This window comes from Pedobacter ghigonis, from assembly GCF_903166585.1.
Taxonomy (GTDB): Bacteria; Bacteroidota; Bacteroidia; order Sphingobacteriales; family Sphingobacteriaceae; genus Pedobacter; species Pedobacter ghigonis.
Map to the genome: position 1 here is coordinate 394,497 of NZ_CAESCM010000002.1, position 16,423 is coordinate 410,919.

A 16,423-nucleotide genomic window follows, 5' to 3' on the forward strand; every position below is an offset into this window, starting at 1 on the left:
CCGGCCGGAAATTAAAACCAGTGCGGCACCCGAATAAAAATTCAATGACAAATAAACATTTCGATCTTATTGTAGTTGGTGGTGGTATATTGGGTACTTTCCATGCTTACCATGCGCTGCTTGCCGGTAAAACAGTATTGCAGTTAGAAAAAGATAATTATCCGGTAGGTGCTACCGTGCGTAACTTTGGTCAGGTGGTACCATCGGGTATGGAAGCCGAGTGGTTTGAGTATGGTGTAGCCGGACTTGAAATCTATAAATCTATCCAGCAGGAATTCGATATTTCAGTGCGCAACAACGGCAGTGTTTATATCGTATCCGATGCCGATGAGCAAACCTTAATACACGAGCTAAAAGCGCATTACGATACTTTAGGTTACGAAACCGAACTGCTTGGACAGGCTGCAATCTTAAATAAATATCCATCCATAAAATCTACTTATGCAAAGGAGGCCATATTCTTTCCGCAGGAAATTAGTGTAGAGCCGGAATTGATGATTTATCGCCTGCAGCAATACATGCAAACGAAGTTTGAAAATTATCAGTTGCACTACAATAGCCCGGTAACCGCTTGCCAGCGCAGGGGCAGCGGGGTAGAAGTAGGCTTAAAAAACAACAGTGTGCTTTTTACCGGCGATAAAGCTGTAATCTGTAATGGTTACGAGTTTAAATTGCTTTATCCCGAATTGTTTAGCGAAAGTGGTATTGTTGTAAGTAAACTGCAAATGATGCGCACGGTGCCACTGGCCGATGTAAAGCTATCGGGAAATATTTTAACAGGCTTAACTACCCGCAGGTACGAAAGTTTTGAGCATTACTGCCCTTCTTTCCACTCGATAAAAACACCCGAACATTACGAAGAACTTAAAAAATGGGGTATTCATATCCTGTTTAAGCAGGCGGTAGATAACAGCATTATTATCGGCGATTCACACGTATATGCAGATGTAAACCATTTCGACGACCTGGGTTTTGATCTCGGTCATCACATTAACGAATTAATGCTCGAAGAAGCCGCGCGGATTGTTGATTTTGACGTGCGCAAGCTGCAAACTACCTGGGCTGGCTTTTATCCGCAACACCCCACTAAACACATTGTAACCTACGATTTAGATGATTGTATCCATATCCGTACCGCCATTGGTGGCAAAGGTATGACCGCCAGCGCCGGTTATTCGGCTGAAAGCATTAAGAATATATTTAGTTAACAAATGCTAAACAAAATCATGGTGTTTTGTTAACTAAAAGTTGGTATTAGGCTAACATGCACGTCTTAATATTGCATCTATAAACCTTAAAAATTTTATAGATAAATGAAACATCTCTACAAGATGAAGACATGCATGGTAGCCTTACTGCTGCTCTGCCTCACGCCTTATTTTACATGGGCGCAAACAAAAATAGCAGGTCTGGTTAAAGATGATGCACAGCAACCCATCCCCGGGGTAAGTGTGCTGGTAAAGGGTACTAAAAAAGCCACTTCTACCGATCTTTCAGGTCGCTTTACCATTGATGTCAAAACTGGCGAAACTTTAGTGTTTAGCTCAATTGGCTTTCTTCAGCAGGAAGTTGAAGTAAGCGGAAACAACCTTACCGTAACCTTAAAAACAGATTCGAAAAATTTAAATGAAGTTGTGGTTACCGCACTTGGTATCCGTAAAGAAAAACGTAACCTTGGTTATGCCATTCAGGAAGTAAAAGGGGCCGATCTGGTAAAAGCCAGAGAAGCCAATCCGGTAAATGGTTTGGTGGGTAAGGTTGCCGGTTTAACGGTAGGTGTATCTTCCGAACTTTTAGGCCGTTCGTCGCTTTACCTGCGTGGTAACAATGTAAATCTGGTAGTGGTAGATGGGGTGCCGATTAATTCGGATACCTGGAACATCAACCCTGATGATATTGATACCTACACCGTATTAAAAGGCCCTGCAGCTGCGGCGCTTTACGGTTATCAGGCCTACAACGGTGCTTTGTTAATTACCACTAAAAAAGGAAAGCTGAACGATAAAGGCTTTGTGGTAGAATTAAATTCAAGCACACAGTTTAACAAGGGTTTTATTGCCTTGCCTAAAAGCCAGGATGAGTACGGCCCCGGCGAGCACAGTGCCTATGCTTTTGGTGATGGAAAAGGTGGTGGCTTAAACGATGGCGATTACGATATCTGGGGCCCAAAATTTGAAGGCCAGCTTATTCCGCAATACGATAGTCCGGTGGTAAACGGCGTGCGCCAGGGTACACCATGGGTAGCCCGCGGAAAAGACAACTTAAAGCGCTTTATCCAAACCGGATTGCTTTCGGCCAACAACATTGCATTATCTTCGGCTACCGATAAATACAATTTAAGGGTATCGGTTTCTAATAATTATCAAAAAGGGATTATCCCGAATACCCAGCTCAACATTAATAATTTTAATGTGAGCGGTACCTATAACATCAGCCCTAAATTAAAGGCTGAAGCTTATATCAATTACAGTCGTCAGTTTTCTGATAATATTCCGGATGTAAACTATGGCCCCAACAGTGTAATTTATAATATGACACTTTGGGGTGGTGCCGACTGGAATATCGACGATATGAAAAATTACTGGCAAGCCGGTAAAGAAGGCATCCAGTCTGTTTATGCGGAGTACCAGCGTTACCACAACCCATATTTTATGTCGTATGAGTGGTTAAGAGGCCATAAAAAGAACGATATTAACGGATATGCATCATTAAACTATAACCTGGTTAAAGGTTTGGATGTGATGTTGAAAACGCAGATTTCTACCTACGACCAGTTAAGAACAGAAAAAATGCCATTTTCGGCACACCCTTACGGTCGCGAGGAAGGTTTGGGCGATTACCGCGAAGACCGCAGGAGTATGTTCGAGAATAATACTCAGCTACTTTTAAAATACAATAAAAACGTTGGCGATCTATTCGAAATCAGTGCCTTTGGTGGTGGTAATGCACGTAACTTCAGCTACAACTCCAGCTTTACCACAACCGATTACCTGAACGTACCTAATGTGTACAATTTCTCTAACTCTAAAAACCCGGTAAAGGCATTTAACTTTAATTCGAAAATGCTCGTATTAAGTGCTTTTTATTCAGTCGATATCAGCTTTAAAAAATACCTGAATATCAATACTACGGGCCGTATTGATAAAAACTCTGCCTTGCCAATGGGCAACAATTCGGCATTTTACCCGTCGGTTTCTTTAAGCTCGGTAATATCTGATTATGTAAAAATGCCTGCTTTTATTTCTTTTGCGAAAGTAAGGGCATCATACGCTAACGTTAAAGATCCGGGTTTAGGTACTTTAGAATATATTGGCGCTACGCCGCTGCAAACATATCCTTTGGGTTATGGTGCCGAATATACTTCATCGTATGGTGGTCCGGGTTATGGCTTGTCTTCGCCATATAGCGTTAGGCCAACTTTTAACAACCAAACCGGTGCTTTTTATACCGATAACCTGATCGATTTAAATGCGGTAAAAGCGCAAAGCCGTACCAATTATGAAGGCGGTATCGACCTTAAGTTTTTAAAGAACAGACTGGGTTTTGAAGCCACTTATTTCCGTTATATCGACGGACCAAAAATCATCAGGCAAAACATTTCGCCTGCTACAGGTTACCAAACCAATACCATTAACGGCCGTAAAACACAAAACAGCGGTGTGGAGTTAAGTTTATCAGGCACGCCGGTGCTTACTGATAAGTTTGGCTGGGATGTACTGGTAAACTGGTCTACCTATAAGCAAATTTACAAAGAACTTGCGCCGGGCGAAACTTCGGTAGATCAGTTTTTCAAGACAGGCGACCGTATCGATAATATTTATGGTTCGGTGCTGGCTAAATCGCCAAACGGACAGGTAATCCACACTTCGAGCGGTACGCCCATTTCGTTACCGGTTAACCAGCTGCTGGGCCATGCCGATCCAAACTGGGTATGGAGTATCAGTAATAAGTTCAGGTACCAAAATTTCTCTTTCAGCTTTCAGTTAGACGGAAAAGTTGGTGGTGTAATGCAGGATTATGTGCGGTTGAAATCCTTTCAAGGGGGGCGCCAGATCGAAACCATACAGGGCAAAATGGGCGAAGCCAGGTATCAGGATTATGTACACGTAAACGATCCGAACTATAAAGGTACCTGGGTAGGCGATGGAGTGGTTGTAACCAACGGAGCCAAGATTAATTTCGATCCGGTTACAGGCGTTATTACCAATTACAACCAGCTTACTTTTGCACCAAATACCACTCCGCAACTGCTGCAGGATTACCTGGGCGTTTTTTACGGAGCGAAAGAAAATACCATGATGAGCCGTACCTATGCCAAACTGCGCGAGATAACCTTCGGTTATCAGTTGCCTAAAAAGCTACTGGCCAATACTTTTATCCGTTCGGCCAATATATCGGTAGTAGGGCGTAACCTACTTTATTTTATCAATTCTACCTATAATGATGTGGATGTAGATCAGTATTCGGGAAGAGAAGGTACTTCTACCTTGCAAACGCCAACTACCCGGAGTGTTGGTTTTAACCTCAATGTTACTTTCTAGCCATTCAAAAATACAAGATCATGAAATCAATATATCGCATACTGTTTCTTTTCATCGCAATGGCGGCTGCCACCACGGGATGTAAAAAAACTTTCGAAGAAAATTTTAATAATCCCAACCAGGCCGAGCATGTTCCGCCAAACTTATTAATCAATGGTATTTTGTACAATATGTACGAAGCGCCGTTTTCGGGTTCCGAACGCTGGAACCAATACACCGCGGCAAATTATTTCTATTATGCCAACAACAATTACGACTGGACAGGTGCATCTTTAGATTACACTACTTTAAAAAACGTAGTTAAAATGGAAGAAGAAGCCAGCCGTTTAGGTGGCGAGGTAGCTAAGCCTTACCTGGCGCTGGCCAAATTCTTTAAAGCTTATTTCTTTGTTAAAATGAGTTTAAAGGTTGGCGATTTACCAATGACGGAGGCTTTAAAAGGCTTCGCTAACCTCACCCCAAAATACGATACTCAAAAAGATATCTTTAAGCAATCGTTAAGCTGGTTAGATGAAGCCAACAACAGCCTGGCAACCCTGATTGCTGCAGGTAACAAAGAGCTAAAAGGCGATATTTACCTTAAGAATGATTTGTTGGCCTGGCAAAAGGTGGTTAATACCTTTAGGTTAAGAACTTTGATTCAGCTGAGCAGCAGGGTTGATGATGCCGATTTGCAGGTGAAACAGCAGTTTGCAACCATACTGGCTAACCCAACAAAATATCCGGTAATGGATAGTATGGCCGATAATCTGCAATTTGTGTACAACGAAAGTTTTAACAAGTACCCTAACAACAAAGATAATTTCGGTAATGATGCCTTGCGTTATAACATGGCCGGAACGTATTTAAATACGCTTTCGGCACTTAAAGACCCGCGGGCGTATATGGTGGCCGAACCTGCAAGAGGAATTGCTGAAGCCAATGCTTATGCACTTACCGATTACCGCAATTTTGTGGGTGCAAGTTCAGGCGAAGATCAGGGGGTGATGCTGGATAAAGTACAGAAAGGTTTGTACTCGCTTATTGGTCGTTACCGGTATTACAGTGGCTATACGGCCGAAAATACTTTTATTATTGCCTATCCCGAATTATGTTTCATTAAAGCAGAGGGGATAAACCGTGGCTGGGCTACCGGCGATGCCGAAAGCTGGTATAAAAAAGGCATTCTGGCTTCTATTGCTTTTTATGGCATTCACGATGGTAGTAATACCGTTACTTTTTTGAAAAAGGATGGAAAACTGGGCGAATTTGAAACCTATGCTGTTAATTTTTCTTTCGAAACCGATTATTACGCACAAAACTCTGTTAAATATGCTGGCAATACTGCCGATGGTTTGAAACAAATCCTGACCCAAAAGTACCTGGCTTACTTCCGTAATTCAGGCTTCGAAGCCTACTATCAAAACCGTAGAACAGGTGTGCCTGAGTTTCAGACCGGACCTGGAACAGGTAACAGTCAAAGGATTCCTAAGCGTTTTCAGTACCCGGATATTGAGCGCACCACCAATGGTGATAACCTTAAACAGGCTTTAACACGCCAATATAACGGCACTGATGATATTAATCAGGCTCCATGGATTGTTAAATAGGTGTTCTTAACTGTTTGGTAATCAGTTTGAAAATAGCAAAATGGCCTTTCTGGTAAAATGAAAGGCCATTTTGTTTAATAATTTTTGCAGTATTGTTTGCATAAACAATTAAAAAGCGCTAATATTGCACTCCCAAAACGAACAAGGGTATAAGATACTGCAAAGTATGCACCATTCGTTTAAGGAAAACAACCAGCATTCCTTCTTAGCTCAGCTGGTTAGAGCATCTGACTGTTAATCAGAGGGTCGCTGGTTCGAGCCCAGCAGAGGGAGCCAAAACCCGCAACGAAAGTTGTGGGTTTTTTGCGTTTAAGGCTGGGCGAGAAGTTTATCCTGAGCAGTGGCGAGAAGTTTTATAGAATGATTATCCCCAGAATCCCTTATTTCCAAATAATTGAGAATTAGGAAGTACTCTTCAAAGATAATCTTAAACCCTCTTGCATTAGGATTCCCGCCTGCGTGGGAATGACGGGGATTTTTATTTGATCTTTCAAGGGTAGCGGATCGGATAGCTACCGGGTGCAGTCGGGATGACGATCATTTTTATTGATCTGTTAAGGACAGTAATTTTAACAAGTTATTGAAGATAATCAAGGCTTAGTTTGCATTATTAAATTTATTAATGCAATTTTGTTGCAATTTGAAAGAGGAAGCTACATATCTGCAATATGTGAAAAGTGTTTTAGCGGTTTGGCTAATGATACTTTTTGTGGGCACCTCATTTTTCCAGATTTTTCACCACCATCATCAGGATTTACCCACGCATAAACACGACAACCAAACATCCGTACAGAAATGGGTTAAAAGTTGTGAAGTGTGTAACTGCGTGGCACATCATCATGCGGCAGCAATTTTAACCGCTCATCATTTCGAATTAACAGCGCCGGTAAAACCTACTGCTCCATTTGCAGGCAGGTATTATATTGGTTGCTATAAATTTACGCTACAAGGCTTTACCAACAAAGGCCCTCCAGCCATCATTTCCTGAAACCTCGTTTCATAAGCTTAGCAACGCCCAGTCCGGGCGGTTTTTTCCTATTCCCCAATTTTTAACCGGTTAACCGAATTCATTTCGGTTGGCTTAATCATTCGCGTTAGCGTATCAATTTTTCTATGAAGAAAATGATGATGCTATTATTTAGCACATTCTTTTGTCTTGGCTCATTTGCCCAAACCTACCCGGTAAATGGCCTCGTTACTGATGGTTCTCATCATCCACTTGCAGGGATAACCGTAAAATTAAGCAAGACTAATGTCTATGCATTGAGCGATTCTTTGGGCAAATTTTATTTTCAGCTTGTCAACGGATCGTACGAAATACAGGTAAATGCAATGGGTTTTCATCCCCTTACCAGCAAAATCGTGGTTGATGGGAAAGCCATTCAAAAGGTTTTAAAACTACAAGCACATACCCGTGTGCTGAAGGAAGTAACCATCAAAAGTAAAGCGAATGAGGAGCGCATGAGAGAGGAATCGTTAAATGTAGAAATCGTAAAAGCCGATTTCATTCAACGCAATTTGGGCGGAAGCTTAATGAATACCCTGCAACGCTTACCGGGGATCAAAACTATTGGCATTGGTTCCGGGCAATCTAAGCCTTTGATACGTGGCCTAGGTTTTAACCGGGTGGTGGTAGTAGATAAAGGAATAAAACACGAAGGGCAGCAATGGGGAGCCGATCACGGGTTAGAAATTGACCAGTTTGCCACCGAAGAAGTTGAGCTTATAAAAGGCGCTGCCTCTTTTGCTTACGGTGCCGATGCCATTGGCGGTGCCATCAATATCAAAGCGCCAGCTATGCCTGCACCCAATAGTTTTGGAGGCGATGTAAACTTAATTGGCAAAAGCAATAATGGTTTGTATGGCACTTCGGTACGGCTATTTCAAAGAAAGGAAAAACTCTTTTTCGACGGCCGGTTTACCTATCAGAATTATGGCGATTACCGTGTACCCACAGATATTTTGTATGTGTATGATTTTGCAGTTGGCCTGCACAAAAACTACCTGAGGAATACCGCAGGCAGGGAAACCGGCATCCATTTCAATACTGGGTATGTGACTGAAAAATTTAAAACCATATTTTATCTGAGCAACACGTACAGCAAAAGCGGATTTTTCGCCAATGCCCATGGTTTAGAACCAAGAAGAGTTGATACAGAATTACATGATGCCAGTGCCCGCGATATCTTGATGCCCTCACAACAAGTAAATCATTTCAAATTGATTAATAGAAGTACTTTGGTAACGGGGAATCATCACCTAGAATTGGAATTGGGTTATCAGCGTAATTTCCGCCAGGAGTATAATCACTATGTTAATCATGGTTATATGCCAGCAGTTTATCCGGCTACGATGAATATCCCAATTGATCTGGAAAGGGAATTCGATAAACAGGTTTACTCGCTCATGGCAAAAAATCAGATCAAGCTGGGGAAACACCTGTTGCAAATAGGCCTCAATGGCGAAATGCAAGACAATTTGATTAATGGCTGGAGCTTTTTAGTGCCTGCCTTTCAGCAAAAAAGTTTGGGCTTGTATGCTTACGATAAGTTTAAAGTAAACGATAAACTGCTGCTGCATGGAGCGCTAAGGTATGACATGGCACAACTGAATTTGTTCGGTTATACGGATTGGTTCTTTTCTGAAACGGCCGGCGGTTCGCAGGAAAAGTTGTTAAGGGCAGCTAACCTGGGCCGAAACTTCAACAGTCTGGTTTGGTCGGTTGGGATGAACTACAATGCCGGTTTGTTTGAATTAAAAGCAAATGTAGGGAAGAGTTTTCGCATGCCTATAGCAAAGGAATTGGGTGCAAATGGTGTAAACTACCATTATTTCAGTTACGAAAAAGGTAATCCAAACTTAGGTCCGGAGCAATCTTACCAGGCAGATTTTTCAGTTGCATTTAAGACAGAAAAATGGCTGGCCAGGTTAAGTCCTTTCTTCAATTATTTCCCCAATTACATTTACTTAAACCCAACATCGGCACACGATTATTTCTATGGTGCAGGTAATCAGGTTTTCGAATATGCAGAAAGCGAAGTGATGCGCTACGGAGGCGAAGCGCAGGTAAAATATCAGTTCGGTAAACAGTGGAGCTCTGAAGTATTGGTAGAATACTTATATGCCAGGCAATTGTCGGGAGATAAAAAAGGATATACTTTACCCTTTTCTCCACCTGCTTCGGCATTATTTAATCTAACCTATTCGCCGCAAAAGTTTTTGGGTAATGCAGATACTTACTTCTCGTTAGATTACCGCATTACTTCGGCGCAAAATAACATTGTGCCGCCAGAACGAAAAACAGCAGGTTATAATCTGTTTAATTTCCAGGCAGGTACGAGACTTCACATTGGACAATATCCGCTTAGCATCAGCGCGCAGGTACAAAATGTGTTCAATACCAGATACCTCCATCACACCAGTTTTTACCGCTTAATCAGCTTGCCCGAGCAAGGCAGAAATGTAGTGCTGTCTGTAAAAATACCTTTCAATTTCAATCATCACCACTAATTAAAAACCCATGAAAAAACAACAATTTCCATTACTCGTTTTAGGCCTTCTCCTTTGCTTCTCGGCTTGTAAAAAAGAGAGCGAAGCAATCGATACCGAATATCCGGTAATTGATGTAAGCGGAACGGCTTTTCCTCAGCAGTGCTCGGTAATTAAACGAGGTGAAAAATTCGTTTTCAAAGCAAAGCTGAGCGATAATGCCGAACTCGGTTCAGTAAGTATCGATATACACCACAATTTCGATCATCACAACCACAGTACAGAAGTGAATGAATGCAATTTAGGTGCGGTAAAGCAACCTGTAAAGCCATTCTTGTTGATCAAGGATTTTCCGCTGTCAGCAGGTCAGAAAACACACGAAATAGCACAGGAAGTGACTGTGCCAGCTGATGTGGATGCAGGCGATTATCATTTCCTGATTCGCCTTACGGATAAAGCCGGGTGGCAAACGCTTAAGGGGTTAAGTATCAAAATCAATTAACAAATCATCAATTTATTTTAAAACACAAAAAAATGAACACTAAAAACAAACTTAAAGCTGCTGCATTATTTATATTATTTACGGTTGGTTTTGCCGCTTGTAAAAAAGATACCGATACACCAACACCGGAACCTGTTGTTACCGCAAAAGAGCAAAAATTTGTACGGGTGTTAGTGAGCGATGAAACATCGACCACCTTAACTCAAATAGATCCCTTTGCAGCTAAAATATCCACTTTTACGGGAAAATATCCATTAGCCAATATTTATGGAACGGCATCTGGCCGCTATGCTGCTGTGTTATATGGCGCGCAAAACCTGGTAGAGGTTTTTGATAGCGGTTTGCAATCTCACGACGATCATGTGGATGTTGATGGTATCGCCAAATGGGCTGCTATTACTGCCAATGGTATTAAGCCCACCCATTTTAAAAGTAAGGGAAATGAATCTCTAATTTTTAACGATGGGGATGGTACACTGAGTGTGGGTAACGATGCGGATTTCAATACGGCAAATGCAAAATTTAAAGTTGTAAATGCAGGCTTATTGCCACACCATGGTGCTATGGCGCAATTTACCAATGGCAACTACGCCATTACTGCTACCAATACCGCAGGGGCATCTCCAACTAAGGTAATTGTTACCGATAAAAACGGAACATTAGTGCATGCAGCTACACAAAATGTTGGCAATATACATGGCAATGCAAGTGATGGGCAAAATGCCGTATTTGGTGCTTTTACCACGCCAGCAGCAACTGCCGGTGGCGTTTTGGTAGTAGAGCAAAATGGTACACAACGCGTTATCCCTAATCCCGATGGTTTTGGTGCATTTCGCCTGGCAACAATCTTGTATGCAGAAAGTGCCAAAAAATTTATTGGATATGTAGCCACAAAAGGTGCTTACCTGATTGATCTTACAGCCAATCGCATTAGCCCAATTTACGCCGGAGCAGATGCCTTTCAATGCAAGGTAGATTATGCAGGTAAAAACTTATTGGTTTTAACGCTTGATGGCAAACTGAGAATTTACGATTTAGCTTCTGGCAGCTTGAAAAAAGAAGGCGCAGCAATAACTGCAGTTGTAGCTACCGATACGTATAAGCCAGTTTTAGAAGCTACTGCAACATATGCCTACGTAGCCGTTCCGGGAGCTGGTGAAGTGCAACAAATAGACTTAACCGATTTTACCAAAGTAACCAGACACAAAGTATCTGCCAGACCAGTGAGGCTAACCTTATTTGGTTTTGAAAGCAGCGCCGGACATAACTAAGAACCCCAATACAATTAAAATGAAAAATTCAATCAGTAAATCATTTACATTGTTACTGCTGCTGGTAGTTTTTGCAACAAGCTGTAAAAAAGATACAGCGCCAACTATTGCTTCGCCAACAGCTACCAATGTGGAAATAGGGACAGCAAATAACAAGCAGGCCATAAGGGGAAGAGATTTCCATTTGAATGCAGATGTTATAGCTGGCGACAAAATAAAGGGGGTAGAAGTTAAGATCTTGCAAAAAGCCGGACAAACTTATACCGCAACATGGAAACTTGAAATGACCTGGGACCAATACAAGGGTGCAAAAAACACCAATGTACACAAGCATTTTACCATCCCGGCAGATGCACCGGAAGGGAAATATGATTTCTCTTTCATTGTGTTGGATGAAAACGGAACAAAGCTGGAAATCAAAGAAGATTTTATCATCATTGATGCAGCAAATATGCCCGTTGATCCTAAAATCGGACGAGATATATTCTCGCGAAACGGCACCATGATTTACTACATGGACACCTTTGTAGAGCAAGAGCTTATTTTTAAAAAAGGCGACGAATTTACCGCTCACGCTCAGGTAAGTGAGATAAAGGGTGATGGAATTTTGTACACCGTTCTCATCAAAAGAAAAGCTAATTATTTTCCAGAATCGGTAGACAAGCTTGACCTGAACAAAGCCATCGTAATTTCTAAAGTCGAACACAAAGGACTTCCGAATGCATCAAAAGTATCTACGCTAAAACAGGTAAATGGAGTTTACGGTGGCGAAACCATCACCATAGGTGCAGAAAAAGATGGCAATGAACCCGTGGCAAATCCGATCAGCGGCGAAAAAGCCTGGGAATCGGGAAAGTATAGTCTGGTGATTCTTTACAAAAACAGTACTTACAACATCAGTACCTACAAATCAATACCTGTTACGATAGTTTATTAAATTGAAAAAGAAAAGCAGTCTTTTTAGTATTTCGATCAGGTTGATGCTGATCATTACCTTCCTGTTAGGCATGCTGTTCGGGGCTGTTCTGGTCTTGCATCTGAATTAGTACTTGGCAAAGCGGATAACGAAAGTTATTCGCTTTGTTTGTTCAGTGTTGAATATTGGATCGTTATCATGAGCTTAGCATAGGGTTAGTTAATTTATTGTTGAAAAAGTTTTAAATAGATAAAAAACCTATAGTTTTACCGAAAAAAAACATGAAAACATTTATTTTAACAGTGCTTCTCGCATTTGCTACAACATTTTCTTTTGGTCAGCAGAGCAATTACAAATCATCATTAACAAAGCTAATGCAGGTCTCAGGTTCGGAAGTTGCCTATAAAGGTATTTTAAACCAAATGATTTCTATGTTTAAGCAGCAGCAATCAAGTGTCCCTAAAGAGTTTTGGGATGAATTCACTGTTGAAATAAATAGAGATGGCGTAAGTCAGCTTGTTGATCTGGTTTTACCAATATATCAGAAGCATTTAACAGAGGCAGACCTGCTGGGAGTAATTGCTTTTTATGAGACACCTGTAGGCAAAAAATTCGCAGAAAAAACTCCTTTGATCACTCAAGAGTCTATGCTTGCAGGTCAGGAGTGGGGTAAGCAAATAGGCCAAAGGGTGCTAGACAAGCTTAAAGCTAAGGGATATTTGAAGCAATAGCCCTCCTGTTTGATCTTAGCATCTGGCTAAAGCCAGATGCATAAATCTAAAATCTCTGGGTAGCGGATATCAAAAAAGCAAGCAACACATCCATTGCTTGCTTTTTTATAGTTTGTGTTTTGCGTTCAGGAATGCCGTGCGATTCGTACCTTAGGATGATAAACCAACAGCTATTTAACTCATGAGTAATAATCTATTAACGGCTCTTATTTCAATTCCCGAAGAAGCGGGATTTATTTTTCCTGGCAGGCATTTCGAGTATATATGCGGCAAGCCACTCTATAACGTAATGATCAATAAGCTTGAGGGGATCGGTCGGATCGGAAAGATTCTCATTAACACCGATTCCAGACGTATTCAAAGTTATTATGATCGTTCTGCTAAGGTAAAAGTGGTTAATGTATATCAGGCCGAACCTCAGGAAACCGAACTGGAACTCACTTCCGACAGGTCAACTGCCGCATTGCTTAGCCATGTGGATGGAGAACATTTTCTGCAGCTGGGGCCTATTTTCCCTTTCCTGAAACCTCAAACCATCGAAGACGCGATCGAAACTTATGATAAATATGTACTCAATCCCGAAGATTGGAAATGCGATTCTGTTTTTACCATGAAGGTTTTGAGTCGCAGGTATTACGATAGCGACAGGGATTTTATCCGCGAAGACCGGCCGAACACCTTTGTAGAGGATGGTATTTTGCACCTGTTTAACCGCACTACATTTTTGGCCCGTGGTAACCGAAAGGTAGGTGAAAAGCCTTTTGCCTATAGTATTGATGATATCGAGAACCATGCCATTGATTCGGAAGAAAATTACCGGATCGCTGTTCTTATTGATGAGAACCGCCATCGATTCCCCCGGTTTTTCGGCAGGTAGGGTAAATAATTGGCGGGTTTGTTCTGCATGTTTCGCTAAGGGTAATTTATTTCATAAAATCAATATTAGTGACAGCCCCTTCGGAGTAGTCATTTCGAGCAAAGTACAACGTAGCCAAGAACCACGCAGTGCTCAGCGAAGCTAAATCTGTTTCTATAGATTTCTCCGTTCCACTACCAGTGAAAAACCGGTTGGTTTCAGTCGAAATGACGAATCTTCTATGAGGGCTGCTGATGGTAGTTCGCATTAACCTGCACTTCTGCTCTATGGCTTTTGGGAAATTGGCAGAAACAAAGCAGCAATCTTCATTGGGCTTTAGTTGTTTTGGCGGGGATAGGGTCAGTACTTTCTGGTTTTCCACTTTTTGCTGTATTTTAGCAAAATACTGATTCAAAGTATTAATGCTTAGTCGCTCGCTATTAACCTTTCTTGGCATACTGTGCTGTTTGTTTGCTACAGCGCAACAAAACGATATTGAACCATTGATTAAGGCCTGGCGTACAGCAGATACCAGCCAAACCCACAGGGCAGAAGAAACCTATGCCGAACTCAAACATCGGCGGGAAGTAGTAGAAAGAATGACGGTAGGCAGGAATCAGGAATGGAAACGCTTATTGCTTGAACAGCAGAAAAGGGTTAGCGCATTGTATGCCTGGCTTGCCAACAATCCCAACGACAGATTAAAAGTAAGGATAACCATGTACGAGATTCTGGGCAAACTGGAACTCAGCGTGAAAAGAACGCCACAAGATTCGGTAGCGATTTACAACAGCGTTAAACTGGCTCATAAATTAAAAGACGAGCAGCTAAAAGCCGAAGTATATACCCTTTGTGCCGAGGTTGGCCGGGGTAGCAACAGGTATGTACTCTATAATTTAAAAGCCCTTGAACTCGAACGAAAGATTGGTTTAACGCATTTTAAGTATGTACATAACCGTTTTTTTAATGTAAGCCTTGGTTTATATCAGAGCAATAATTACCGGCAAAGCATCAATTACGGCTTGCAGTGCCTGTCGTTTAAAAATACGGCAAAAAAAACATGGGATCCCAGGGTTTACCTCTTCCAGCTCGATGTTGTAGGCGCAGCTTACCTTAAACTCGGCCAGTATGATAGTTCACGATATTATTATCAGCAAATAATTGATACGCTGACTAAAAAGCCAGATCCCGTTTCACAGGTTCATGTTTTATGGCTGGGCATTGCCAAAGGTAATATCGGCCATTCCCTTATCTTACAGGGTAAGGAAACGGAGGGCATCCCGCTGGTAAACCAGCAGTTAACGAGCGCCAGGGAGATGAAATCTTACAACAACATGGCCATTGCACAAAATATCCTGGCCAGTCTCGATTTTAGAAATCAATACTATAGTGAGGCTGTTGCCAAATGGAAGCTGGCTTACCAATGGGCATTGCAGAGCGAATATTATGTGATAGAACAAAAGCTATTGTCGCTAAAAGGCCTTGCCGATAGCTATCGTAAACTTAACCAGGCAGATAGTGCCTATAAGTACAGCGATCTGTACAACAAATTAAACATGGAGCGCCTGTCAGATCTCAGCTCGATGCAACTATCGGCCATTAAAGCTAAAATGGAGTTTGATGATCTGCAAAATAACCTCGAAGTAATTAATGCCCGGCTAACCAAAGAAAAGCTAACGCGTAATTTTGTACTTGGGGGTGTTTTTTTATTGATGGTTATTACTTTGCTACTTTATAACAGGCAAAGGCTTAAAGATAAACACGGAGCAGAAATGCTGCGTCAGCAAAGAACGGCTGCCGAGAAAGAGGTGAGTGAAGCGCGCGATAAGATTAAGGTTTTTACACAACACATCCGCGAAAAGGAAAAACTCATCAAAAACCTTGAACAAACCATCAGGCACAATAATGGAACCGATGCAGCCGAAAAGGAAATCATTAACGAAAGTTTGCTGCATTATGTGTTGCTTACCGATGAGGAATGGAGCAGGTTTAAAGAAGCTTTTAATAAGGCTTATCCCATATTCTTTCATCGGTTAAAAGAGTTAATCCCCCGCATTAATCCGGCAGAAGAGCGTTTGGCCAGTTTAATCGGCCTGCAATTAAACAACAGGCAAATTGCGAATATGCTGGGCATTAGCGCCGATAGTGTGGCACGAAGCAAGCGACGCTTAAAAAAACGTATCGATCTGCCCGATAATGTACTTCTGGAAGACTATATCTTAACCTTAAACGACTAATCCTTTCATCAAAGCGCATCGGTTTCTTCTAACCCGATGCCTGCCACCTCAGGCCCAACGATATTTCAGCATGTAGCGCATTTTTCAGGAATGCCCCTAAATGCTCTGTTAGGGGCATAATGTATCAGTTGTCCGCTTTTTGTCCGCCCTGTAAAACATATTCCTATAAGGTTTATGATAAAATTTGCGCATGCCTAAATCCAAAAGAAAGTTAAGTATTCCGCTTGTGATCATTTTGGTGGCACTATGCCTTATGATTCTGATTTGGCTATATTTTTCTTACCGCATATT

At 41.7% G+C, this 16,423-nt stretch carries 12 protein-coding genes and 1 tRNA gene; 12 read left to right on the forward strand and 1 reads right to left on the reverse strand.

From position 1 onward, the window contains the following. Positions 1-44: 44 nt before the first annotated feature. The 11 genes from HWV58_RS05035 (at position 45) to HWV58_RS05085 (ending at position 13,916) form a co-directional block, all read left to right on the forward strand. Positions 45-1,208 carry a TIGR03364 family FAD-dependent oxidoreductase gene (locus HWV58_RS05035; protein ID WP_175633033.1) on the forward strand — a complete coding sequence of 388 codons (1,164 nt, stop codon included), beginning with the start codon at positions 45-47 and terminating at the stop codon, positions 1,206-1,208. A 105-nt stretch (positions 1,209-1,313) separates the two neighbouring features. Beyond that, complete coding sequence (locus HWV58_RS05040; protein WP_175633034.1) at positions 1,314-4,541, forward strand: SusC/RagA family TonB-linked outer membrane protein; 3,228 nt, start codon at positions 1,314-1,316, stop codon at positions 4,539-4,541. A gap of 20 nt (positions 4,542-4,561) precedes the next feature. Further along, a complete protein-coding gene (locus HWV58_RS05045; RefSeq protein ID WP_175633035.1) occupies positions 4,562-6,130 on the forward strand; it encodes a SusD/RagB family nutrient-binding outer membrane lipoprotein in 1,569 nt (522 codons plus the stop codon). 199 nt (positions 6,131-6,329) lie between these two features. Beyond that, positions 6,330-6,406, forward strand: a tRNA-Asn gene (locus HWV58_RS05050). A gap of 394 nt (positions 6,407-6,800) precedes the next feature. After that, entirely contained in the window at positions 6,801-7,118 is a 318-nt protein-coding gene (locus tag HWV58_RS05055) for a hypothetical protein (RefSeq protein ID WP_175633036.1), read from the forward strand. A 134-nt stretch (positions 7,119-7,252) separates the two neighbouring features. Next, entirely contained in the window at positions 7,253-9,640 is a 2,388-nt protein-coding gene (locus HWV58_RS05060) for a TonB-dependent receptor (RefSeq protein WP_235972650.1), read from the forward strand. 10 nt (positions 9,641-9,650) lie between these two features. Further along, positions 9,651-10,121 (forward strand): DUF4625 domain-containing protein, encoded by a 471-nt coding sequence (locus HWV58_RS05065; protein WP_175633037.1) that lies wholly within the window; start codon positions 9,651-9,653, stop codon positions 10,119-10,121. 32 nt (positions 10,122-10,153) lie between these two features. Further along, positions 10,154-11,392 carry a hypothetical protein gene (locus HWV58_RS05070; RefSeq protein WP_175633038.1) on the forward strand — a complete coding sequence of 413 codons (1,239 nt, stop codon included), beginning with the start codon at positions 10,154-10,156 and terminating at the stop codon, positions 11,390-11,392. Positions 11,393-11,411: 19 nt separating this feature from the next. Then, positions 11,412-12,329: a DUF4625 domain-containing protein gene (locus tag HWV58_RS05075; protein ID WP_175633039.1), complete on the forward strand. Its 918-nt coding sequence runs from the start codon at positions 11,412-11,414 to the stop codon at positions 12,327-12,329. A gap of 260 nt (positions 12,330-12,589) precedes the next feature. Continuing rightward, complete coding sequence (locus HWV58_RS05080; RefSeq protein ID WP_175633040.1) at positions 12,590-13,039, forward strand: DUF2059 domain-containing protein; 450 nt, start codon at positions 12,590-12,592, stop codon at positions 13,037-13,039. 181 nt (positions 13,040-13,220) lie between these two features. Continuing rightward, positions 13,221-13,916 (forward strand): glycosyltransferase family protein, encoded by a 696-nt coding sequence (locus HWV58_RS05085; protein WP_175633041.1) that lies wholly within the window; start codon positions 13,221-13,223, stop codon positions 13,914-13,916. Between the two features lie 46 nt (positions 13,917-13,962). On the opposite strand, the gene HWV58_RS05090 is transcribed toward HWV58_RS05085, so the two are convergent. Further along, positions 13,963-14,352 (reverse strand): hypothetical protein, encoded by a 390-nt coding sequence (locus tag HWV58_RS05090; protein ID WP_175633042.1) that lies wholly within the window; start codon positions 14,350-14,352, stop codon positions 13,963-13,965. A gap of 10 nt (positions 14,353-14,362) precedes the next feature. Here HWV58_RS05090 and HWV58_RS05095 point away from each other — a divergent pair, with 10 nt between their 5' ends. After that, a complete protein-coding gene (locus tag HWV58_RS05095; protein ID WP_235972651.1) occupies positions 14,363-16,132 on the forward strand; it encodes a helix-turn-helix transcriptional regulator in 1,770 nt (589 codons plus the stop codon). The last annotated feature ends 291 nt before the right edge of the window (positions 16,133-16,423 follow it).